This window comes from Chromohalobacter sp. HP20-39 (genome assembly GCF_033052815.1).
Lineage (GTDB): Bacteria > Pseudomonadota > Gammaproteobacteria > Pseudomonadales > Halomonadaceae > Chromohalobacter.
In genome coordinates this window covers 176,029-198,257 of sequence record NZ_JAWHTP010000004.1, presented here as the reverse complement: position 1 = coordinate 198,257, position 22,229 = coordinate 176,029, and the positions used below count along the sequence as shown (strand labels likewise).

Annotated in this window: 20 protein-coding genes; 13 read left to right on the top strand and 7 right to left on the bottom strand. The window is 60.6% G+C overall.

Annotated features, from left to right (window positions below; genetic code table 11):
* The first annotated feature begins 28 nt into the window (after positions 1-28).
* From RVY79_RS10465 to fhuB, 6 genes are all read left to right on the top strand, one after another.
* Positions 29-1,402: a lysine N(6)-hydroxylase/L-ornithine N(5)-oxygenase family protein gene (locus RVY79_RS10465; RefSeq protein ID WP_317464076.1), complete on the top strand. Its 1,374-nt coding sequence runs from the start codon at positions 29-31 to the stop codon at positions 1,400-1,402.
* Positions 1,399-3,891 carry a GNAT family N-acetyltransferase gene (locus RVY79_RS10460; protein WP_317464075.1) on the top strand — a complete coding sequence of 831 codons (2,493 nt, stop codon included), beginning with the start codon at positions 1,399-1,401 and terminating at the stop codon, positions 3,889-3,891. Before RVY79_RS10465 ends, RVY79_RS10460 begins: the two co-directional genes overlap by 4 nt.
* A gap of 38 nt (positions 3,892-3,929) precedes the next feature.
* A complete protein-coding gene (locus RVY79_RS10455; RefSeq protein ID WP_317464074.1) occupies positions 3,930-4,424 on the top strand; it encodes an RNA polymerase sigma factor in 495 nt (164 codons plus the stop codon).
* 85 nt (positions 4,425-4,509) lie between these two features.
* Positions 4,510-5,277: an ATP-binding cassette domain-containing protein gene (locus tag RVY79_RS10450; protein ID WP_317464073.1), complete on the top strand. Its 768-nt coding sequence runs from the start codon at positions 4,510-4,512 to the stop codon at positions 5,275-5,277.
* Between the two features lie 8 nt (positions 5,278-5,285).
* The gene (locus tag RVY79_RS10445; RefSeq protein WP_317464072.1) at positions 5,286-6,218 is read left to right on the top strand and encodes an ABC transporter substrate-binding protein; all 933 of its coding nucleotides are present in this window, start codon (positions 5,286-5,288) and stop codon (positions 6,216-6,218) included.
* Positions 6,211-8,220, top strand: a complete 2,010-nt coding sequence (fhuB, locus tag RVY79_RS10440; protein WP_317464071.1) for a Fe(3+)-hydroxamate ABC transporter permease FhuB — start codon at positions 6,211-6,213, stop codon at positions 8,218-8,220. The genes RVY79_RS10445 and fhuB overlap by 8 nt, the downstream gene beginning before the upstream one ends.
* A 134-nt stretch (positions 8,221-8,354) precedes the next feature.
* On the opposite strand, the gene RVY79_RS10435 is transcribed toward fhuB, so the two are convergent.
* Together RVY79_RS10435 and RVY79_RS10430 are read right to left on the bottom strand one after the other, a co-directional pair.
* Positions 8,355-10,421 (bottom strand): TonB-dependent siderophore receptor, encoded by a 2,067-nt coding sequence (locus tag RVY79_RS10435; protein WP_317464070.1) that lies wholly within the window; start codon positions 10,419-10,421, stop codon positions 8,355-8,357.
* A 130-nt stretch (positions 10,422-10,551) separates the two neighbouring features.
* Entirely contained in the window at positions 10,552-12,225 is a 1,674-nt protein-coding gene (locus RVY79_RS10430) for a multidrug ABC transporter permease/ATP-binding protein (RefSeq protein ID WP_317464069.1), read from the bottom strand.
* 266 nt (positions 12,226-12,491) lie between these two features.
* On the opposite strand from RVY79_RS10430, the gene RVY79_RS10425 reads away from it, so the two are divergent.
* The 3 genes from RVY79_RS10425 to RVY79_RS10415 all read left to right on the top strand — a co-directional run bounded on the left by RVY79_RS10425 (position 12,492) and on the right by RVY79_RS10415 (position 14,277).
* Positions 12,492-13,367, top strand: a complete 876-nt coding sequence (locus RVY79_RS10425; protein WP_317464068.1) for an AEC family transporter — start codon at positions 12,492-12,494, stop codon at positions 13,365-13,367.
* Between the two features lie 119 nt (positions 13,368-13,486).
* Entirely contained in the window at positions 13,487-13,684 is a 198-nt protein-coding gene (locus RVY79_RS10420) for a CsbD family protein (RefSeq protein ID WP_317464067.1), read from the top strand.
* Between the two features lie 68 nt (positions 13,685-13,752).
* A complete protein-coding gene (locus RVY79_RS10415) occupies positions 13,753-14,277 on the top strand; it encodes a PRC-barrel domain containing protein (RefSeq protein ID WP_317464066.1) in 525 nt (174 codons plus the stop codon).
* 223 nt (positions 14,278-14,500) lie between these two features.
* Here the strand turns inward: RVY79_RS10415 and RVY79_RS10410 are convergent, their stop codons facing one another.
* The 5 genes from RVY79_RS10410 to RVY79_RS10390 all read right to left on the bottom strand — a co-directional run bounded on the left by RVY79_RS10410 (position 14,501) and on the right by RVY79_RS10390 (position 18,796).
* Positions 14,501-14,899, bottom strand: coding sequence for a DUF4168 domain-containing protein (locus tag RVY79_RS10410; protein ID WP_317464065.1), 399 nt, complete (start codon positions 14,897-14,899; stop codon positions 14,501-14,503).
* An 88-nt stretch (positions 14,900-14,987) separates the two neighbouring features.
* Entirely contained in the window at positions 14,988-16,319 is a 1,332-nt protein-coding gene (locus RVY79_RS10405) for a pyridoxal phosphate-dependent aminotransferase (protein WP_317464064.1), read from the bottom strand.
* A 68-nt stretch (positions 16,320-16,387) separates the two neighbouring features.
* Complete coding sequence (locus RVY79_RS10400; RefSeq protein WP_317464063.1) at positions 16,388-17,311, bottom strand: biotin-dependent carboxyltransferase family protein; 924 nt, start codon at positions 17,309-17,311, stop codon at positions 16,388-16,390.
* Positions 17,308-18,039 (bottom strand): allophanate hydrolase subunit 1, encoded by a 732-nt coding sequence (locus RVY79_RS10395; RefSeq protein WP_317464062.1) that lies wholly within the window; start codon positions 18,037-18,039, stop codon positions 17,308-17,310. Before RVY79_RS10395 ends, RVY79_RS10400 begins: the two co-directional genes overlap by 4 nt.
* A gap of 4 nt (positions 18,040-18,043) precedes the next feature.
* On the bottom strand, positions 18,044-18,796 hold the full coding sequence (locus RVY79_RS10390) for a 5-oxoprolinase subunit PxpA (protein ID WP_317464061.1): 753 nt from the start codon (positions 18,794-18,796) through the stop codon (positions 18,044-18,046).
* Positions 18,797-19,013: 217 nt separating this feature from the next.
* On the opposite strand from RVY79_RS10390, the gene RVY79_RS10385 reads away from it, so the two are divergent.
* The 4 genes from RVY79_RS10385 to RVY79_RS10370 all read left to right on the top strand — a co-directional run bounded on the left by RVY79_RS10385 (position 19,014) and on the right by RVY79_RS10370 (position 22,223).
* On the top strand, positions 19,014-19,451 hold the full coding sequence (locus RVY79_RS10385; protein ID WP_317464060.1) for a VOC family protein: 438 nt from the start codon (positions 19,014-19,016) through the stop codon (positions 19,449-19,451).
* Between the two features lie 62 nt (positions 19,452-19,513).
* The gene (locus RVY79_RS10380) at positions 19,514-20,458 is read left to right on the top strand and encodes a LysR family transcriptional regulator (RefSeq protein ID WP_317464059.1); all 945 of its coding nucleotides are present in this window, start codon (positions 19,514-19,516) and stop codon (positions 20,456-20,458) included.
* A gap of 117 nt (positions 20,459-20,575) precedes the next feature.
* Positions 20,576-21,565: a TRAP transporter substrate-binding protein gene (locus tag RVY79_RS10375; protein ID WP_317464058.1), complete on the top strand. Its 990-nt coding sequence runs from the start codon at positions 20,576-20,578 to the stop codon at positions 21,563-21,565.
* Positions 21,566-21,665: 100 nt separating this feature from the next.
* Positions 21,666-22,223 (top strand): TRAP transporter small permease, encoded by a 558-nt coding sequence (locus RVY79_RS10370; RefSeq protein WP_317464057.1) that lies wholly within the window; start codon positions 21,666-21,668, stop codon positions 22,221-22,223.
* Positions 22,224-22,229: the final 6 nt, after the last annotated feature.

Here is a 22,229-nt window from a genome sequence, read left to right as displayed (position 1 = left end):
CCCTTGGCCTTCAACGACGAGAGCGACCATGCCAACTGAGATTCACGACTTCATCGCCATCGGCCTGGGCCCTTTCAACCTGGGGCTGGCCTGCTTGACGGACCCGCTTGACGAGGTGAACGGCCTCTTTCTAGAGCGCAAGGCGGCCTTCGACTGGCATCCCGGCATGCTGTTGGAAGACGCCACACTGCAGACGCCTTTCCTGGCCGACCTGGTCACCCTGGCCGACCCGACCAATCGCTTCAGCTTCCTCAACTATCTCAAGCAGCAAGACAAGCTCTACGCTTTCTACATCCGCGAGAACTTCTTTCCGCTGCGCCGCGAATATAATCATTACTGCCAATGGGCGGTCGGCCAACTGGCGTCGGTCCGCTTCAATCGCGATGTGCAGCGTATCGACTTCGATACCGTGGACGACTGCTACGTCGTGCGCTGTATCGATACCGCGAGCGACACGCCGCTCATCCATCGGGCTCGCAAGCTAGTGCTTGGCACCGGCACACAACCCGACCTGCCCGAGTGCTGCCGGCCGCACGCCGAGCGAATCACTCACAGCGCTGATTATCTGGCACATAAGGCCACTCTCCAGCAGCAACCGACGATCACGCTGGTGGGCAGCGGCCAGAGCGCCGCGGAGATCTACAAGGACCTGCTCCAGGACATCGACCGCCACGGTTATACCCTGAACTGGATCACCCGCTCGCCACGCTTCTTTCCCTTGGAATACGGCAAGCTGACGCTGGAAATGACCTCGCCGGAGTACATCGATTACTTCCACGCCCTTCCACAAGCCACGCGCGATGCGCTGATGAAGCACCAGGCGAGCCTCTACAAGGGCATCGACTTGGAACTGGTCAACGAGATCTACGACCTGCTGTATGCCAAGCAACTCGGTGGCCAACTCGACACGCACCTACTTACCAACGCCGAGCTGCATGACTGCCACTACGACGCGGCGCGGGCCACGTTCGATCTAGGCCTGTACCAGACCGAACAACAGCGGTCCTACCGCCATACGACCCGGGCACTGATAATGGCCACCGGGTATCGCTACCGAGAGCCGGCCTTTTTATCCCCCATCGACGACCACATTCGTCGCGACGCCTCAGGGCGCTTTGCGGTGGATCGCTACTACAGCATCGACCACGCTCACTCGCGTCTCTTCGTGCAAAACGCCGAACGGCATACGCATGGCCTGGCGGCGCCGGACCTGGGCATGGCGTGCTATCGCAACGCCTGCATCATTCGCGAGCTGACGGGGGCCGAACATTACCCCATCGAACGGCGCATCGCCTTCCAGACATTCGGCGCGCCCGACGAGTCCGTTTTCCAGCCTGGCCCTATGCCCGAGCGCCCCCGCACCGCCGAGACATCCCCGCTGGCATATGAGGTTCCGAAATGACGACGTCTCCTTTTCTCAGCCCGCTTTACGACCCGCGCAACACCTTCACTGACGCCATTCCCGGCCTCGGCCGCTTTCATTTGCGCGCCATCCATTGCGACGACGACAGCACGCTGATTCATGACTGGGTCAGCCGCGAATACGCCAGATTCTGGGGCATGCGGGGTGACACTCAAGCGCAGGTGGCAGCGTTCTACCGGGACCTTCACGAGAGTCCGCATAGTCAGGGGTACCTGGGCTTCTTCGAGGGCCGTCCCACCTTTCTGGTCGAGTGCTACCAACCGCAACACGACCCCATCGGCGCGCATTACGACGTCCGGCCCGGCGACCGGGGCATGCACGTCCTCGTGGCGCCGCCGGAAACGCGCATTCCCCACTTCACCTGGGGCGTACTCAGCAGCGTGATGGCGCTGATGTTCAGCGATCCCGACACATGCCGCGTGGTCGTCGAGCCGGATGTCCGCAACGACCGGATCCACTCACTCAACCGTCGCGTGGGATTTCGCTACGACCGCCAGGTTCGCTTGCCGGAGAAAACCGCACACCTAGCGTTTTGCACCCGTTTTCAATTCCACGACGCCTATCGCAAGGCACTGGCAACGCTATCCCAGGAGCAGGAGATCACCGCCATGGACACTCAACCGGAAACCGATACGCGCCTCGCCCACCTCACCCCGGAGCGCTGGGCCCAGGCCAACCGTCAATTGATTGGCAAGGCCATCGCCGAATTCGCCCACGAGCGCATCGTGACGCCCACGCCAATCGAGCGCCAGGACGACTGGGGCGACTACACCTTGCCCATTCCCGGGGCGAACAGCCATTATCGTTTCCGGGCTCGGCGCTTTGAGCTCGATCACTGGTGGGTCGACACTGACTCCCTCGCAAAGATCGTCGATGGCCAGCCCGCCGCGCTGGACGCGCAACGTTTCATCATCGAGTTTCACGCCGAGCTCGGCCTCGACGACGAGACACTGCCTGTCTACCTGGAAGAGATCGGCAGCACGCTCGCCGGCAGTGCCTACAAGCAGGCCCAGCAAAGACTCACGGCGTCGGAGCTCGCCCATGCCGACTTCCAGACCATCGAAAGCGGCATGACCGAAGGGCACCCGAGCTTCGTGGCCAACAACGGGCGAATCGGCTTCGACGCCGACGACTACCACGCCTATGCGCCCGAGGCCGGTGCAGACATCCACCTGATCTGGTTGGCCGTGCATACGCAATACGCCGAGTTCAGCAGCTTGAGCGACCTTTCTTATGCTGCGCTTCTCGAGCAAGAGTTGGGCCGCGATGCCGTGGCACGCTTCCACGCTCACCTGCATGCACAGGGACTGGATCCCCAGGCGTACCTGCTCATGCCACTGCATCCCTGGCAATGGCACAACAAGCTGGCGATCAGCTTTGCCAGCGAGATTGCCAACCGGCGCATCGTGTATCTGGGTACCAGCGCCGACCGTTACCGCGCCCAGCAGTCGATCCGCACGTTGTTCAATACGTCGCAGCCTCGGCGCCGGTACGTCAAAACCGCGCTCTCGATCCTTAACATGGGCTTCATGCGCGGCCTGTCGCCTTACTACATGCAGGCGACCCCGGCGATCAACGAATGGCTCAAGGCGCTACTCGATGGCGACGCCTTCCTGGCCGACAACGGCTTCACCTTGCTGCGCGAAGAGGCCGCCATCGGTTATCGCAACGCCTATTTCGAGGACGCCATCGCCAAGGACAGCCCTCACAAGAAAATGCTCGCCTGCCTATGGCGGGAAAGTCCGTTCAATCACCTGCCGCACGACCAACGCCTGATGACCATGGCCGCACTGCTGCACCGTGACAAGGACGGCCAGGCACTGCTCCCCGCGCTGATCGACGCTTCGGGCCTCGCGCCGCAAGACTGGCTACGCCGCTATCTCACGGCATATCTGACACCGGTGCTGCATTGTTTCTATGCCCATGACCTGGTCTTCATGCCCCACGGCGAAAATGTAATTCTCCAGCTCGACGCGCATGTGCCGGTGCGCGCGATCATGAAGGACATCGCCGAGGAAAGCGCGATCATGAACCCCGATGCCGAGCTGCCCGAGGGCGTGAAGCGCTTGGCCGTGGACGTGCCGGAGCACCTCAAGGTGCTCTCGCTGTTCACCGACACCTTCGACTGCATCTTCCGCTACATGGCGCCGATCATGGTCGAATATGGCGAGGCCCACGGCGATTTCACCGAGCAAGACTTCTGGCACTGCGTGGCCGAGTGTGTCATCGACTATCAACGTCAGAACCCGCAATACGCGGAGAAGTTCGCGCGACATGATCTCTTCGCGCCATCCTTTGCGCGCTCCTGTCTCAACCGCCTGCAACTAGGTAATAATCGTCAGATGATCGACCTCGCCGATCCCTCCAAAAACCTCCAGCTAGTCGGCGAACTGGCCAACCCGATCGCTCACTGGCGACCCCGGAAGCATGAAACGCCCAATGCTCAACGACACGTCGTCACGGCGTGACTCCTTCATGTTCCTCTGCCCAAGCACGGACTCGATTCATGGCCGAGACCCTCGATCAACAATTCATGGAGCACTCCCGGGAGCTTATCGGTTATCTGGCCGGCAAGCTGGACACCCCGGAGTTGGCGGCCGATCTATGCCAGGACGTGTATCTGCGCCTACAACGCGCGTCGCTTACCCGGCCGCTCACCAACCCGCGCGCGTATCTGTTTCGCATCGCCCGCAACCTTCTGATCGACCACCAGCGAAAGGCCCGGGCCAGGCCCGAGACGATTCCCCTGGAAGATGTCACGACCGGGCTAACGTGCACACGCCACTGCCCCGAGGCAGATGTCTGCCAGGCCCAGCGCCTGGCGTGCGTACGAACATGCCTGAACAATCAGCCACACCACATTCGTCAGGCGTTACTCTGGCATCGCCTCGAGGGGGTCCCACAACGTGAAATCGCCGTACGCCTCGGCGTCTCGGAACGCATGGCCGGTCGCTACATCGCTCAAGCCGTGCAGGCCTGCCACCATGCCGTCGATGACTGACCTCTTCGCCTCGGGAGTTTTGATAACCGTTCTTATTTGAATTACGATTGCGCTCTAAGATTCTCCCGCTTGGGGTTCACCTGTAATGTTCAACGTCGACGCTGCCAGCTTCGAGGTCAACGGCCAGTGCCTATTGCACCCCACCGACCTCGCCTTCGAGGAAGGCAAGGTCTATGGGCTGATCGGCCACAACGGCTCGGGCAAGTCGACCCTGCTCAAGTTGCTCGCCCAGCAGCAAGTGCCGAGTCGCGGCCATATTCGTCTCGACCAGCGCCTGCTCGCCGATTGGGGGACGCGTGAATTCGCCCGCCATGTGGCATACCTGCCTCAGCATCTGCCCGAGGCCGACAATCTCACCGGCCGCGAGCTGGTGGGCTTTGGGCGCTACCCCTGGCACGGCTTGCTGGGGCGCCTCAACGGCAAGGACAAGACCCAGATCGATCGCGCCATCGCACTGACCCATACCGAAGCCTTTGCCGACCGCCTGGTGGATACGCTTTCCGGAGGCGAACGCCAACGTGTGTGGCTGGCGATGCTGCTCGCCCAGGAAAGCCGCTTCCTGCTGTTGGACGAGCCTCTGGCGGCGCTGGACATTGCCCACCAGGTGGAAGTGCTGGCCTTGGTACGTTCGCTGTGTCGCGAACTGGGACTGGGGGTCGTCATCGTCCTTCACGACGTCAACATGGCAGCGCGTTACTGCGATCACTTGATCGCGCTGCATAGCGGGCAAGTGCTTGCCCAGGGCGCGCCCCGCGACTTGATGTGCGATGCCACGCTGGAAGCCATCTATGGCATTCCCATGCGGGTCATGGCGCATCCGGGTGGTGAGCATCCCATTGCCGTTTTGCACTAGGAGCCGATGTGAGGCCATTTTGGAACCGTGAAGGCCCGCGTCGCTCGCGGCTCGTCGCGTTGCTGTTGCTGGTGCTGCTCGCCGGACCGCATACCGCCAGCGCCGCCGAAACGCCGCGTATCGCCACCGTCGACTGGACCATCGCCGAAACGCTGCTGGCACTTGGCGTGACGCCTGTCGGCGTGGCGCAAACGGACGCCTATCGCGAATGGGTCGGCGCACCGCCGCTGCCTGACGAGGTGGTCGATATCGGCCTGCGCGCGCAACCCAATCGTGAACTGCTGGCCCAGCTCGATCCCGACCGCATTTTGCTCTCGCCGATGTTCAGTACCCTGGCGCCCAGCCTCGAACGCATCGCCCCGACCAGCACCGTCGCGCTCTATACCCCCGGCAGCAAGCTGTGGACGCAACTCAAGCATGCCACCCGCGAGATCGCGGCTTTCGCCAATCGCGAGGCACGTGCCGAGGAACTACTGACATCATTGGAGACGCATATCGCCGAGTTGAAGCAGAATCTCGACGCACGTGATGTCGCTCAAAAGCCATTGCTGGTGGTGCAGTTCATCAACTCTCGCCACGTTCGCGTGTTCGGCGAGCATAGCCTCTACAACGCGGTCATGAAGCGCCTGGGGCTGGATAACGCCTGGCGCGGCACTACCAATTACTGGGGCTTCTCTACCGTGGGGCTGAAAGCGCTCGCCCAGTACGAGAACGCTCGTCTGGTGATCGTCAAACCCATGCCGGTAGGCGTTGAGCAGGATCTTGAGACGAGCGTCCTGTGGCAACATGTACCGGCCGTACGCAGCAACGACGTGCTCACGCTGCCACCGGTATGGAGCTTCGGCGGTGCACCCTCGGCGATGCGTTTCGCCGAGCATCTGAGCCAGGCGCTCATCGACGCGACCACAACGCCGCCAAGCCGCGAGGCGCCCGATGCGTGACTGGATTTCTCATTCGCTGCCGTTTCCGCATGTCATCATGACACCGGCGCGCCTTTGCGCGCTGCTTGCCCTGCTCTGTCTCGTTCTGAGCGGTTTCTCCCTGGCAACGCAATTGCCCGTCACGCAATGGGCGCAGGCCCTTTTTGCCCCCAATGAGGCCAATATCGATCAAATATTGGTCCATTACAGCTGGCTGCCACGCTGGACCATCGCCCTACTGGCCGGTGGTGCTCTGGGTATCGCCGGGGTCCTGATGCAGCAAGTGCTCCGCAATCCCCTGGCCGCGCCCACGACCCTTGGCGTCGCGACGGGGGCTCAGCTCGCCTTGCTGCTCGCCACGCTGTTTGCTCCCGGCTTGCTCATCCTCGGCCGCGAATGGGTCGCCGTGGCGGGAGGTAGCCTGGCCATGGGGCTGGTATTCGCCCTGGCGTGGCGTAGCAGGCTCGCGCCCATGGTCGTGGTGCTCGCTGGGCTGGTGGTCAATCTCTACCTGGGCGCGGTCAGTACCACGCTGATCCTCTTTCATCAGGAAGAGCTGCGAGGCTTGATGGTGTGGGGCGCGGGTTCGCTCTCGCAGAATAGCTGGGACGGCGTGCTCTACCTGCTACCTCGTCTAGCCATCGCACTCTTGCTGGCCGGGCTCATGCTGCGCCCGCTGGCGATCCTCGAACTCGACGACGTCAACGCCCGCAGCCTGGGGGTCTCGCTCAAGCACCTGCGCTTGGTGAGCCTGGGGCTGGCGGTCTTCATCACCGCCTGCGTGGTCAGCGTGATCGGCATCATTGGCTTCATCGGTTTGGCGGCACCGGCCATCGTCCGCTTGCTGGGTGCTCGTACGTTGCCACAGCGCGTGCTATGGGCACCGATATTGGGCGCCTTGCTACTGACCACGACCGATCAACTCCTGCAGCGCTTTTCCGGCGCGCTACCGACGATGATTCCCACCGGCGCGACTACCGCCGCCCTAGGGGCGCCGCTGCTGTTATGGCTGATCCCGCGTCTCAAGCTAGGTGGAGAGCGTCCCCATACAGCGCCCATGTTGACGGCGCCGCGTCGCCGGACACCGGGCCGCCTGCTGATGGCCTTGGGGCTGGCGCTTCTGGGGGCGCTCGCGGCCTCCCTGCTGCTTGGCCAGAACAGTAACGGCTGGGCCTGGCCCTCGTGGGCGGTGTGGCACGCCACGTACGAATGGCGCTTGCCCCGCACCCTGGCGGCAGCGGGCGCCGGCACACTATTAGCTTTGGCCGGGACCTTGATCCAACGGGTGACCAGCAATCCCATGGCCAGTCCGGAAGTCGTGGGTATCAGTGGCGGCACCGCCATCGGCCTGATCGGCGTGGTGCTGTTCGTGCCGGGCGTAGGCCTGCCGATGCTACTGCTCGCCGGCACTCTGAGCGCAATGGCGACGCTGGGCATCCTGCTGCTGATCAACCGCCGCAGCGGTTTTCAGCCGGAGCGCGTACTGCTGACGGGTATCGCCATCACCGCACTGTTCGATCCCCTGCGTAGCATCGTGCTCGCCAACGGCGACCCCCGCACGCAGCAGCTTCTGGCCTGGATGTCGGGCTCGACCTACTACGTCGACACCTCACTGGCCATCGTTGTGGCAGGCAGTGCCGTGGTACTGACGCTGGCCTTGCAATGCCTGGCCCGCTGGCTTGATCTATTGCCGATGGGCAACTCCAGCGCCCGCGCGCTGGGCGTCAACGTCGACCGGGCGCGCCTAGCGCTGCTCGGCGTCGTCGCCCTGCTCACCGCCGCCGCCACCCTGGTGGTCGGGCCGCTTTCCTTCGTCGGCCTCCTCGCCCCCCACATGGCGCGACTGCTGGGCGCGTCGCGGGCACGCACTCACCTGCTCGCCGCCGCCTTGCTGGGTGCGCTATTGATGGTTCTCGCCGACTGGCTGGGACGCCAATGGCTATTCCCGCAGGAAATTCCCGCCGGCCTGATGTCCTCGCTGATTGGCGGCGCTTACTTCATGTGGTCGTTGAGGAAGCTGTAGGGAGAAGATGGAAGACAATAGCATCGGCATGTGAAGTATAAGGATCAATAAAAAACGGCTGGGATATATATCCCAGCCGTTTTTCCTACCTCTTTCTTATACCTTCCCTCTGACGTCTTATATCTTGCGTTTGCTTACCACTGATAACTCAGGCTGCCGATTACGCTGCGCGACTCGCCGTAGTAGCAATAGAAGTCAGCCTCACAACTTGCCACATACTCTTCGTCAGTAAAATTGTTGACATTGACTTGAGCAGTCCAATGGGAATTTAAATCGTAACTCGCCATGGCGTCCGCCACGGTATAGCTAGGCACGGTGATGGTGTCGCCACCAGATGACTCTCCTACGTAACGAATGCCCGCACCAACCTTCAGGCCATTCAGTGCAGTTCCTTCAAAATTATAGTCCAGCCAAGCCGAGGCTTGGTGACGTGGAATCAGATCTTTTGGCTGACCATTTTCCTTATCAGCATCCGTATAAGTATAGGCAGCGGTGAGCTGTAGTTGGTCAGTCAAATAGCCGACACCTTCTATTTCGATACCTTGGGATTTTTGTTTGCCACTCTGCTCCTGAGTGCCACCATCAGATGAAGCCACCAAACTGTTATTCTGCTTAAGATCGAAAACCGCCGCTGAAACATAGCCATCCCAGCCTGGCGGCGCCACCTTAACACCGAGTTCCCATTGCTTGCCCTCGCGTGGCTCATAAAGACGGCCACTACCATCAACACTAGCTATCGGCTCAAACGACTCGGTATAGCTCAGATAAGGATTGACACCATGGTCGCCGAGATACATCACACCACCGGACCAAGAAGTCTGACCAACATCAGCACGCTCAGTACGGCCTGGGGCACGGTTTTTAGTGTCCGCCTGATCGTAGCGAACACCGCCTAGCAATACCCAGCGATTATCGATACGCAACTGATCCTGCACATAGAAACCTAGTTGTTCCTTATCGATCTGCCGATCCGATAGCGCGCTATCGGGCACCGACATACTAGATGAGTGGGGATCGAAGATATCAACAGGGTTGCCGTAGTTGAAGTTGTCGTATTCTTTGCCGTCTAGGCTCAAGTCTTGATATCCCACACCGAGCAACAGCGTATTTTCCGTATGTTCAGTGTACCATTTACCGATCATCTTATTATCAATCGTGAAACTGTCGATCTCACCATTACGCTGTAAATGTCCACGACTAGCCGTCCGCTCGCCAACTTTAGAAAAGACGTAGGTGCTACGCAAATCCAAATCGAGGCGGCTATAACGAAAATTTTGCTCGAACTTCCAAGTATCACTGAGTTGATGCTTGAATTCGTAACCAATAGCCGTCTGGGTATGTTCATCCTTGTCGTAACCCGGAGCGCCGTAGTTGGTCTCAGGATCGACCTTGCCGAAGGGCGTATCCTGTATCGTGCCATAGGGCGTCTTGAACGGATTGACGGGGACGCCGTCATCCTTCTGAAAACTAGCCAATACGGTTAGTTGGGTGTCATCGGAGATATCCCACTCGAGACTCGGCGCGAAATAGTAGCGCTTATTATAGGTGCCGTCGAGATCGCCGTCGCGTTCCTTATAAAGCCCCACCATCCGGTAGCGTACATCACCACTTTCGGTGACTGGCCCCGAGGTGTCGAAGGCGAACTGCCGATGCTGGCGATTACCTGCTTGGATCTCGATCTCACCACGCTTCTCAGCGGTAGGGCGTTTGCTCACTGCATTGATCAAACCACCGGGAGGGGCCTCGCCATAAAGAATCGAAGAAGGCCCCTTGAAGACCTCGACACGCTCCAGCCCATAAGGCTCAGGCGTCCACTGATAATAACCCGTCCGGTAGATGCGCAGGCCATCTTGATAAGTGGAATGACCGAACCCCCGAACTTTGAGCCAATCAGTGTTGTTATCCGCACCGTAATGCCCCGACAGCACACCCGAGCGATAACGGAAGCTTTCATCGAGGCTCTGGACGTTACGCTCATCGAGTTCTTCGCGGCTCACGCTGGATACCGAACGCGGCGTCTCGGCAAGCGGCGCAGCCACCTTCAGTGCGGTTGCCGTCACCACCATGGTATCGCTCTGGGCGGCGTCATCTTGTGCCTGGGCCGCAAGCGGGCAGCTCAGCAGCAAGGTTGCCATGGCCAGGCGACGTGCCGGGGACGACAGCACGTTGATCGGCAACGACGGGGAGAGATAGCGGGACATGGGGTTTCCTTATGACATTTTATTAGCAAACGGCGGGAGCACGCGCGTCAAGCAAATCCTATCGCATATGATAAGAATTGTGATTTGTTTTCACAATGACGAACATTCAACGCAGATCGACGCTCCCCGCTCACGCCTCGCCTGATGTGTCTTCGAGCCGTGCCACGGCGTCGCGGCTGACGCGATCACGCATCTCGCCTGTCAATTCGCTCAACTGCCCCGCGCGCATCTCCAGTAGCCGGTCGGCGTGCTGGAAGTAGTGATCGTCGTGGCTGATGGCGAAGACGGTCTTGCCGTGTTCGCGTAGCAAGGGCAACAGTTCGCGGTAGAAGATGCGCCGGAACTGCGGGTCCTGATCCGCCGCCCATTCGTCGAGCAGCAGGATATCGCGCTGTTCGGCCACCGCCAGCAGCAATGCCAAGCGTTTGCGCTGCCCTTGGGAAAGCTGCGTGTCGGTCACTCGCCAGCCATCGAAATGCAGCTTCTCGCCCATGCCAAGGCGGGTGATCCAGGCTTCGGTCAAGGCCGAGTCCGGCGCATCGCCATCAGGACCGATCACCTGATCGAAGAGATGAAAGTCGGTGAATACGGCGGCGAAGCGGCTACGAAACGCCTGCCACCCGGCGTCATCCACAGGAACGCCATCGATAAGAATCTCACCGGCATAAGGCTGATAAAGCCCGGTCAGCAGACGTGCCAACGTCGATTTGCCACTGCCGTTGCCGCCGATCAGAAACACCAGTTCCCCGCGCGACAAGGTGAGATCGACTGGCCCCACTTCGAAGCCACGGCCATGCTCGCCTGCGGCATAGGCAAAGGTCACGCCGCGCAGCTCCAGTGTCTGCCAGTCGCCGTGCGTGGCGTTCTCGCCGAACTCGGCGCGATACTCGGTCAGCTCCAACGCCTTGAGCTTGTCGAAGGCGACCTGGGCACTGAGCAGCGTGGGCAGGGCCCCAACTGCCTGGATCAAGGGCGTGCGCAGGAACAACAGCGTCAGCGAATAGGTCGCCGCCACATTGGTATTGGCCCAACCGAGGCCATTAGCGAGGAAGAACACCATGCCGATGGCCCCCAGCATCATGATATTCGACCAGTTCACCGCGCTCAGGTGGAAGGTGTCGGAGCGAATAATGTGGTGGCGATACGCCTTGGCGTCGCGCTCGTAGACATCCTCATACAGCGCCCGAGCGCGGTCGCGATTGAGCGCCAGTTCCTTGCGGCCGTCGATCACCGCCTCGTAATCCTTGTAGAGACGATCCTCAGTGTTGCGCACCTGGCCCAGGTGGCGATACACATGCGATACCAGATACCAGCCCCCCACCACGGTTACCGCCACCCACAACGCCGTGATCCCCAGCATGCCCGGCGATAGCCAAGCCAGATAAGCGGCCGATCCCAGCGTCAAGATCACCCCCTGCACCAGCTCGGGAAGCCGCACGAAGGCGATGGTGATGTTGCGGATATCGCTGGATAGGCTGGCCAGCAGGTGCGCACTGCCCAGGCGCTCGAGTCGTTCGATATCGGTATCCAGAATCCGCTTGATGAGACGCCCGCGCAGGCGATAGACGAAATGATGGCCCAACGTGGTCAAAGCCAATTGCGAGCCGAGTGTAACCACCAGCAGCAAGCCGATCAGCCCCAGGAACTGAGGCAGCACCCGAAGCGGGGCGCCCTGAGCTTCGATCAAACGCTGGTTGATGAAGGCGATGACTCCGATACCTAGCCCCGCGCTGGCCAGGCTCAACACCATGACGCCGATGAACGGCCAGCGGTAATCGCGATAGACGACGCGCAAAAGTTCCATGCAGTTCTCTAGACGTTTTTTTGAAAGTGGCGGCGCGCCGCGTTATACGCGACGCCGATGAATGTCAGCGTGGACAACGATTCTTGCCAATTCTCGCGCCACGTCAAGGTAAAGGATTCTCGTTTTCGTATGCACGTTGCAACGCTTTACCACGATTGGCGACAATAGACCCTTATATGGCATCTTCCGCGACTCTCACGGTCGCGTTCAAAACCATCCCCGTCCGCCCACAATCAGCGGACGCAGACCCTGAACCAGGCTCGCGCATGCTCGCCCAACTCTTAGCTGTCATGGCCCCCGTCTTCGTGGGCGCCAGTATCGGATTTTTCTGGATACGCCTGGGATACGCGTATCCCACCGACTTCGTCACCAAGCTGGTCTTCAATGTCGGCACGCCGTCATTGATTCTCGCCTCGCTTTCCGGCGCCAACATCGACGCCCATACCTTCGGACGCACCATGCTGAGCACGCTGGTCGTTCTGCTGGTCATGGCACTGGCCACCTGGCTGATGGCGATGCTGCTGCGCAAGAACTGGCGCGTGCTGTTGGCGCCCATGATGTACCCCAACACCGGCAACATGGGCTTGCCGGTGGCACTTTATGCGTTCGGTAGCGAGGGGTTCGCCTATGCCATCACCGTGATGGTGACGGTCGCCCTGGTGCAGTTCACCTTCGGAATCATGATGATCAGCCGCAGCAACCCGCTGAAAAGCCTGCTGCGCACGCCTACCGTGTATAGCATTCTACTCTCGGTGGCCATCCTGCTGACGGATACCGACCTGCCATTGTGGATCGACAACACCGTGGAGCTGATCTCCGGCTTCACCGTGCCCTTGATGCTGATCACCCTCGGCGTATCGCTGGCCAATATCCAGGTGCGTAGCCTTTCGTCGGGGCTCAAATTCAGCGTGCTACGCACACTGTTGGCAGTGGGTGTCGCCTTCGCCGTTGGCCATTTACTGGGGCTTCCCCCCTTGGCGCAGAGCGTATTGATCATGCAGATGAGCATGCCGGTCGCAGTCTACAATTACCTCTTCGCGCAACGCTCACGGCGCGAGCCGGAATACGTCGCCAGCCTGGTTTTCTGTTCCACATTGCTGGCCTTCATCTATGTCCCGCTGTTGCTGGCGCTGTTCATCTAGCGTGCGTGCCCGGTCATATGGTGTGTAATTGTCAAAGCACACATCTCTGTTATTCTTCGTGATGAATGCGAGGCGCAGGAAGCGCTCGCGTTGTTGGCTAACGTTCAGGAGGAACCGCCATGAATTGGGATCAGATAGAAGGCCGTTGGACCGACGTCAAAGGCAAGGCCAAAGCGTCTTGGGGCGAAATAAGCGACGATGAACTCGACCAGATCGCCGGCAAGCGTGATCAATTGATCGGCAAGCTGCAGACCACATACGGGATCAGCAAGGAAGAAGCCGAAAAGCGCGCCGACGACTGGGCCCATTCGGTCTGATCGTGCTTCTCACCAACTTTTTCGACATCCGTCGAACAGGTAGAAACGACGAAGAAGGAGCTTCTCTAATGCGCCATTCACTGAATCGCATGACGCAAACCGCCATTCTCATTGGCGGCCTAAGCATGACAGGTGCCGCCCTCGCACAATCCGATACCCAGCCCCAAGGGCTGTATTCGGCTGACGAATTGATGGACGCCGATGTTTTCCTTTCGGAAAACCCCAACGAAGACGTGGGTGACGTCGAGGATGTGCTGCTAGGTGAAGACATGAGCGTCCAAGCCTTGGTCATCGAAACCGGGGGCGTTCTCGATCTCGGCGATACACATCGTGTCATCGATCGTGACAACTTCACCCTGTCGACGCAAAACGCCGACAACCTCGACAACATGGACTACCGCGTCACGCTCAATCTGACACGCGACGACATTGCCACGCTTCCCGAATACGATAATGATTGGTGGCAAAACGCTCAGCAGCAAGCACGCCAGGCTTGGAAGAATACCAAGCAGGGGGCGGAAAGCGCCTGGCAGAGCACCAAGTCGGCCACTGCCGATCTACTCGACGATGCCAGCGATGCCCTCAGCAATTGACCGTGAGATTCACTCATGAATGAGTGAGGGTAACGAGCAGGCCTGCCAACGTGGCAGGCTTGTCTCCTTTCGGATCCGCTACAACACGCCGGCCATCCTTGCGATACAACTCACACACGGTGTAAGGCTCACATATAAAAAAGACCTCCGTAGGAGGCCTTTTCCGCAAGAGATGACATCGATGCGACATCATAGCACCGCATCGATGTATCGATCGATATGCTTACTGCGGCTTTTGCACCATGCCCTGAACGCGCTTCATGAGCTGGGGATTTTGCTGAATCGCCTGGCCAATGGCATTGAACTGCTCAACACTCATGCCGCTGTCTTTGACAACGCTGACCATTTCTTCATTGGCTTGCTTACGCAACTCTTGCTGAGCGGCTTTGTCCTTCGCGTTCTGAAGCTTCTTGGTGTACTTCTGAGAAACTTGAGCGATTTCCTGAGACGCATTGGCGAACTGCTGAAGCTGTTTATCAGAAAAGTTCTGTGTCGACGCGCCTTGCTGGGCTTGATCAGAACCGCTGGCAGCCGAGCTGTCCTGCTGGGCCATGGCCATCGGTGCGGCGACCATGCCGGTGCTCAGTATGGCCGCTGAAACGAAAGCAGTAATCCTTTGCATGAATACCTCCAGGTTTTGCGTGTACGTGGGACATCAGACGCCCACATGCTGCATGAGTTCCACTTTTCATGTAATGAAAAGTCATCTCTTAACGTGCGTTAAGCCACGTTACGATGGCCTTGATGCCTTCGTATACTCTGCCAATATCGGGATCAGCCATGGCAGTTTCAAGGGTGACGGATGGCTCGCGTTCTAGCAAGCCCGCGCCATCGAAGTCTACATAGGCCAGGCGCGCCGTCAGTTGCGTCGGTTCGCAGCCAAACGCGCTGCCCGGCAAAAGTGCGACACCTGCCTCTTCGAGCAACGCCTCGGTCAACTCGGTACTAGTGGTAATCCCACGCGCTCGAAGCACCTCGCGGTATGTGCTGAAATCGGGGAACAGATAGAAACCGCCATCCGGCGCATGCGTCCGCACACCCGCCGCTTCGAGGCGTTGCGCGCACCAGCGTCCGATCGTGCTCAGCCACTGCCGCTGGGTCTCGAGATACTCCTCCAGCGCTGGCGTGACACTATACGCAGTGATCGCCGCCGCCTGGACCGGACTCGCCACGCTCGACCAGGTTTCCGAGGCGATACCCAACAAACGCGTGAGCAACTCATCGCCCAACGCTTCGGGCACATTCAACACGCCCAAGCGCCAGCCGCCCGCGCCGCACCATTTGGAAAGCCCGCTGGTGGTCAAAGTACCTTCGGGATAATCGAGTGCGAAGGGGCGATGTTCCCCGCGATGATGAAGCGGCCCGTAAATCTCGTCAGCGAGCACCAGCACGCCATGGCGCTTGGCGACCGCAGCCAGTTCACGCTGCATCTCGGGCTCATACGACAGGCCTGTGGGATTACCGGGCGCATTGAGGATCAAAAGCCGCAGGCCGGGGCCATGCTCACGGCAATACCGATCGAGCTGTTCCGGCGTGACCAGCCAGCGGCTATCGAAGCTTGTTTCTAGCCGCATCGCGTGTTGCCCCGCCAGCCGCACCTGCGGGGCATAGGACACCCAGGCAGGCGCAGGAATCAATATCTCGCTGATCGGTAGCGCCTTCATCAACGCGAAGAGCAACAGCTTACTCCCCGGGGCGATCAACACGCGTTCGGCTTGCCAGTCAGTACCGTCCATGTGGCGATGGAAAGCCGCCACCTTATCGCGCAACGCCGCCATGCCCTGCACCGGCAGATAGGCCTTGTCGGCGGCATGTTCGGCCAGCGTCTCCACCGCCGGGGCGAAGACCGGAAATGGTGATTGGCCGAAACCGAACTTGATGATGCGCCGCCCCTGCTGCTCGAGCAGGCGCGACTGTTCGTTGATCAACAGCGTATCCGAGGCGGCAGTGGCGTTATGATCATCGGCGTAGCCTCGGCCCAGCCAGTCGGCGGCAGTCGATGCAGGCGCTGAGGTATCGGGGGAAGTTACGCAAGCGGGCATGCAAGTCTCCAGGGGATATGGCACAAGAAAGCAACGAGAACCTCCCGAGGATGCCCTACCTCAGTGCATCAGCGCCAGCACATCAACTGGCGAAGATGCGCGTTACGCGCCTGCCCCGCCGCCACCGGTGTCAGCCACACCTCGGTGCCCGGCTGGCATTGCGCCAAACGCGCGCAGGCCAGCGGCGTCAATGCGCCGAGGCGCGGATAGCCACCGATGGTCTGGCGATCGTTGAGCAGCACGATGGGCTGGCCATCGGCTGGCACCTGGACGGCGCCCAGCGGAATTCCCTCGGAGACCATCCCCTCGCCCAAGTAACGCAGCTCAGAACCGGTCAGTCGAACGCCCATGCGATCCGCTCGCTGATCAACCTGCCACGGTGTATTGAAGGCTTCGAACACGCTGGTACCGCTGAAATCGGCGATCTGCGCACCGCTCACCAGTGCCAACGTCACACGCTCTCCATCTCCAGGTAACGTGCCCATGCCCGAGGGCAACGTGCGCTCGGCTCCGGCGGTGCCTGCCCATGTCAGGCAATCGCCTTCGTCCAATACCCTCCCCTGACCATCGAGCCCACCCAGGCTTTCGCGCACCGTACTCGCCACGCTGCCCAACACCGGTGTGGCATCGAGCCCGCCCGGGAAGGCAAGATAGGCGCGCAAGCCCACGCGTGGACTCTCGAACGCCAGACGTTGACCGGCCGTAATGGTGAAGCGCGTCCCCGGCACCAACGGCGCATCGTCGAGCGTCGCGCCCAAGTCCGCCCCCGTCAGGGCCAGCGTCGCCGAGTCCTCGGCATACAGAACCAAGCCGCCGACGGTAATTTCCACGCCAGGCGCTTGCGCCGCGTTCCCCAACAACCAATTGGCCCATCCCAGCGATACCCAATCGGCGGCACCTCCTTGGGTCACGCCGAGATGACGTACTCCGAAGCGCCCGCCATCCTGAAGCAGCGCCAGCGGCCCCGCGCGTTCGACGATCAATCCCTTCATGTCTTCGCCTCCGTGGGGGTATCGCCGCGTTCGGCCAGCGGCGTCGGGTCGCCACCTTGTTCGATGAACGCCTCGCGGGAAATTGCCTCGAAACGCACCTTGTCGCCGGGCCGAAACAGGCTGTAACCCTCGCGGTCGCGGCCGAACAGCGCCACAGGCGTGCGTCCGACGATGTTCCAGCCGCCCGGCGAGAGCGTGGGATAGATGGCTGTCTGGCGTTCGGCGATGGCCACGCTGCCGGCGGCGACTTTCTGGCGTGGCGTCTTCAGGCGCGGCGTGGCCAGCTCATCGTCGAGACGCCCCATGAAGGCGTAACCGGGCGCGAAGCCCAGCGCGAAGACGCTGTAATCCCGCGCGCAGTGCCGCGCGATCACGTCCTCGTGGCTGACGCCCAAACGCTCGGCGATGCGCTCGAGCTCCGGGCCGACACTGACGTCGTACCACACCGGAATCACATGCCGCTGGCCTTCACCACTCGTCGCCGGCGTCAGGCCAGCTAGCGCCTTACTCACCCGAGCACGGGCGGCCTGCAGGTCCAGGCGTTGGATATCATAATGCACCAGCAGCGTGGTGTAGGACGGCACCAGATCGATCAGCGCCTCGCCAAAGGCCTCACGCAGAGCGCGGTCGGCGGCCAACATCCACGGCATGTGCGCTTCGTCGATGCTGTCGAAGAGACGCACGATGAGACTGTCCATACCCACCGTTTCGATACTTGGGTCGTTCACCGGCTCACTCCCGTGCCAGGCCATCGAAAGCGTCGCGAATAGCGTGCACGGCGGCCACCGACTCGGCATTATCGCCGTGGACGCAGAGCGTATCAGCGGCCAGATGCAGCGTGCTGCCATCGTTGGCGGTCAGCGCTTCGCCCTTGGCGAGCCTCACCGCCTGCGCCACGATGGTCTCGCGATCATGGTGCACGGCGCCCGGCTCGCGCCGCGAGACCAGCCGCCCCTGAGGGTCGTAAGCACGGTCGGCAAAGGTCTCGAACCATAGCGTGACCCCCATTTCCTCGGCCAGCGCCCGCATCGGTGCCGGATCCGCGGTGGCCATGGCCAGCAGCGGCAAGCGGCGATCATAGGCCAGTACCGCACGCATGGCGCCGCGCATCAGTTCCGGGTCGCGAGCCATATCGTTGTACAGCGCGCCGTGCGGCTTGACGTAGCTCACGCTCGTGCCCTCGGCACGACACATGCCCTCCAGCGCGCCGATCTGATACAGCATCATGTCTTCGACTTCGCGCGGCGTACAGGCCAGCGAGCGACGCCCGAAACCTTGCAGGTCGGGATAGGCGGGATGCGCGCCGATACGCACGCCGTGCTGCACGGCCAACACCACGGTACGCCGCATGATGTCGGGGTCGGAGGCATGAAAGCCACAGGCGATATTGGCGCAATCGACATAGGGCATGACCTCGTCGTCGAGGCCCATCTTCCAGTTGCCGAAGCTCTCTCCCATATCGCAGTTGAGAAGCGGAAGGGACATGAACGTGACCTCTTTTATTGTCGTCGGCTTTCACGGTTGCGGCGCTTCACTCTATGAAAGCCCGCGCGGCCCGGTCCAATCGTTTTTCGTGATGCGGGATATCGGCGCAACCTTTCACCATCTCCAAGACGAAGAAAACCAGTTGACGCCGCACAGCACCGGGCTAAAGAATCGAGACTCGCGAATACCAATCACAACATATGCCGAGGAGGTCTCCATGGCCGTCAGCGATCCCTTTCATCTTGCCGTGCAGGTCCGCGATATCGACGAAGCCCGGCGTTTCTACGGCGACTTCCTGGGGTGCCCCGAAGGCCGCTCCTCGGAGAGCTGGGTCGATTTCGACCTCTTCGGCCACCAGTTCGTCTGTCATCTCAACCCCGCGTTGAAAGACAGCCCCGTCGCCAGCCACAAGAACCCGGTAGACGGCCATGGCGTACCGGTACCGCATTTCGGCGTGGTTCTCGAGATGACCGCCTGGCAGGCCCTGGCCGACAAGCTGCGCGCGCATGACGTGGCCTTCGAGATCGAACCCTACGTGCGCTTCAAAGGCGAACCCGGCGAGCAGGCTACCATGTTCTTCTACGATCCCTCCGGCAATGCCCTGGAGTTCAAGGCCTTCAAGGACCGCGAGACGCAGCTTTTCAAGAAAACGTAGTGCCCGCCGCCGTTTCCCTTCCGCCGCGCGGGGATCGCGCGGCGACCTGTGCAGGATCACCAATGTTCGATTTCAAGGAACTCGAGGCTTTTGTCTGGGTAGTGCGCCTGGGTTCGTTTCGCAAGGGCGCGACCAAGCTGCACATCACCCAGCCTTCGATCTCGGATCGCATCACTCGACTCGAAGACAGCGTTGGCGAGTCGCTACTCGACCGCTCGGCACGCCCCGTGCAGCCGACGCTTCGTGGCCGCGAATTCTTTACCCATGCCGAGCGCCTGCTCGAGGGGCGCGACGAGGCCATGCGCCTGTTTCAGGATGAGGAATCGTTCTCCGGCACGCTACGTCTGGGGGTCATCGAGACCATCGCCAGCAGCTGGTGTCCGACTTTCATGCGTCGCCTGGCCGAGCGTTACCCACAGCTGACCATCGAATTGATGGTGGATATTTCACCTTTCCTGCATCAACGCATGGCCGAGAACGACCTCGACATGTTGTTCGCCATGGATGGCCTGGCGCCGGGGCTCTCCGTCATACAGACACCGCTTTGCACCTTCGAGATGGGCATGTTCGCAGCCCCCGAGCTGGCCGCCACACTACGCCACGGCGATATGGCGACCTTCGCTGACACGGCGTTCATTTCCTTCAGCAAGCAGGCACGGCCGTACAGCGAGCTGGTCGCTTACCTCACCGCGCTGGGCATCGACACGCCACGCATACACTCGACCAGCACGCTTATGACCATCATGCGCATGAGCATCGAGGGGCTGGGCATCGGCGTGTTACCGGTCGCCACGGTACGCGATGCCGTGGACGCCGGCAGTCTGGAACGCCTGCCCTTGGAAGAACCCTTGCCGCCGATGATCTATGACGCCATCTGGCGCCGTTCCAACTACCCGAGCTTCTGCGCCAGCGTGGCACGCTTGGCCAAGCAGTGCGCCGCCGATTACGCCCAAGATCACGGAAAGCTTTCATCACCTACCACTATGAAAGGCTATGTCGATACTTGACATCAGAATTAACGATTTGACGCCGACACGCCGCCACTTGAAGAATGATTTTGTCTTACGAGGCGCTTTGAGCAACGCATTCAATCACCTCCTTTCAATAACAATGAGGAACCTAACATGCGCACGATGCACTCTCTCGCCTGGCTAGTAGCGCTAGGCTCAATCAGCGTGACCGGCGGCGCCATGGCCGCGCAATGGAATCTCGCCACACCCTATGGCGATGCCAGTTTCCATACCCAGAACACCCAACAATTCGCCGAGGACGTCGCCCAGGCCACCGATGGCGACTTGGACATCAACGTGCATAGCGGCGGCTCGCTGATCGCACATTCCGAAATCAAGCCCTCCGTGCGGCGCGGCACCGTACAGGCCGGCGAAATATTCCTTTCTACGCTCTCCAACGAATCACCAATCTACGAGGTCGACACGCTGCCGGGGCTCGCCAGCAGCTATGCAGACGCCTATGACCTGTGGCAGGCCTCCAAACCGATCATCACCCAGATGTTCGCCAAGGAAGGCCTGATGCCACTGTATGCGGTGCCATGGCCGGCACAGGGAATCTATACCGATTTCAAACTGACCGATGCCTCGCAGTTCAAGGGGTTACGCGTGCGTGCGCCCAACATCAATACGCAGCGCTTCATCGAAAACTTGGGTGGCTTGCCCACCGAAACCGAGGAAGCCGATATCCCTACCGCGTTCAGCACCGGACGCGTCGACGCCATGATCACGTCGGTTTCCACCGGTGAGTCGATGGCAGCCTGGGATTACGTCTCAAATTACACTGACGCACAGTTGTGGCTGCCCAAGAACATCGTGTTCGTCAACAAGCGCGCCTTCGACCGACTCGATGACAAGACGCAACAAGCCGTGCTCGAAGCCGCCAAAGAAGCCGAGCGTCGGGGCTGGCAAGCCAGCCGCGAGGACAGCGCTGCAAGCGCCAAGGCGCTCAAGGAACATGGCATCGAAATCTCCAAGCCCAACGAGCAGTTGGCAGCGGATCTCAAGGCGGCAGGAAAATCGCTGTTCGAAAACTGGCAAGAACGTGCCGGCGAGCGCGCCCAGAAGCTGATCGACCGCTATCGCGAGCGCCAAGCCGCTGAATAACGCACCCGTGCCTTGAAGCAAGACCTGCAAGCCCCGCTCACACGTCGCCCTCGGCGGTAGCGGGGCTCCGTCCTCACCCTCGCATTCGTGAGTGACCGACATGACCTATCGACTCGACAAGCTCTATCGCCTCGGCGCTTGGGGCGCCGCCGCCTGCATGCTGGCTATCTGCGCCATCGTCACACTGCAAGTGCTACTGCGCTGCCTGGACGCGTTGTTAGCTCTGGTGGGCAGCGCACGCCTGGGGCTCGAAATTCCAGGCGTCTCGGAAATAGCCGCTTATCTGCTGGTCGGCGCCACCTTTCTAAGCATGGCCTATACCTTCACACATCACGCACATATCCGCGTGACGCTCGTCATTTCACGCCTGCCGCCGCGCGCTCGTGTGTGGGTAGAGTCCCTCTGTCTGCTGGTGGCCCTGGCCCTGAGCCTATTACTCACCTGGGAACTGATTGGTCTGGTACGCGAAAGCCTCGCATACAACGACGTCTCCTCAGGGTTGCTCGCCATTCCATTATGGATACCGCAAAGCGTACTCGTCGTCGGCATCGCATTGATGTGCGTGGCGCTCCTCGAAACCTTGCTGGGTACCCTGCACTCGGCTTTAACAGCCCCTGCTTCCTATGTGGCACCCGAGCCACAGGACGGTGACGCATGATTCGCC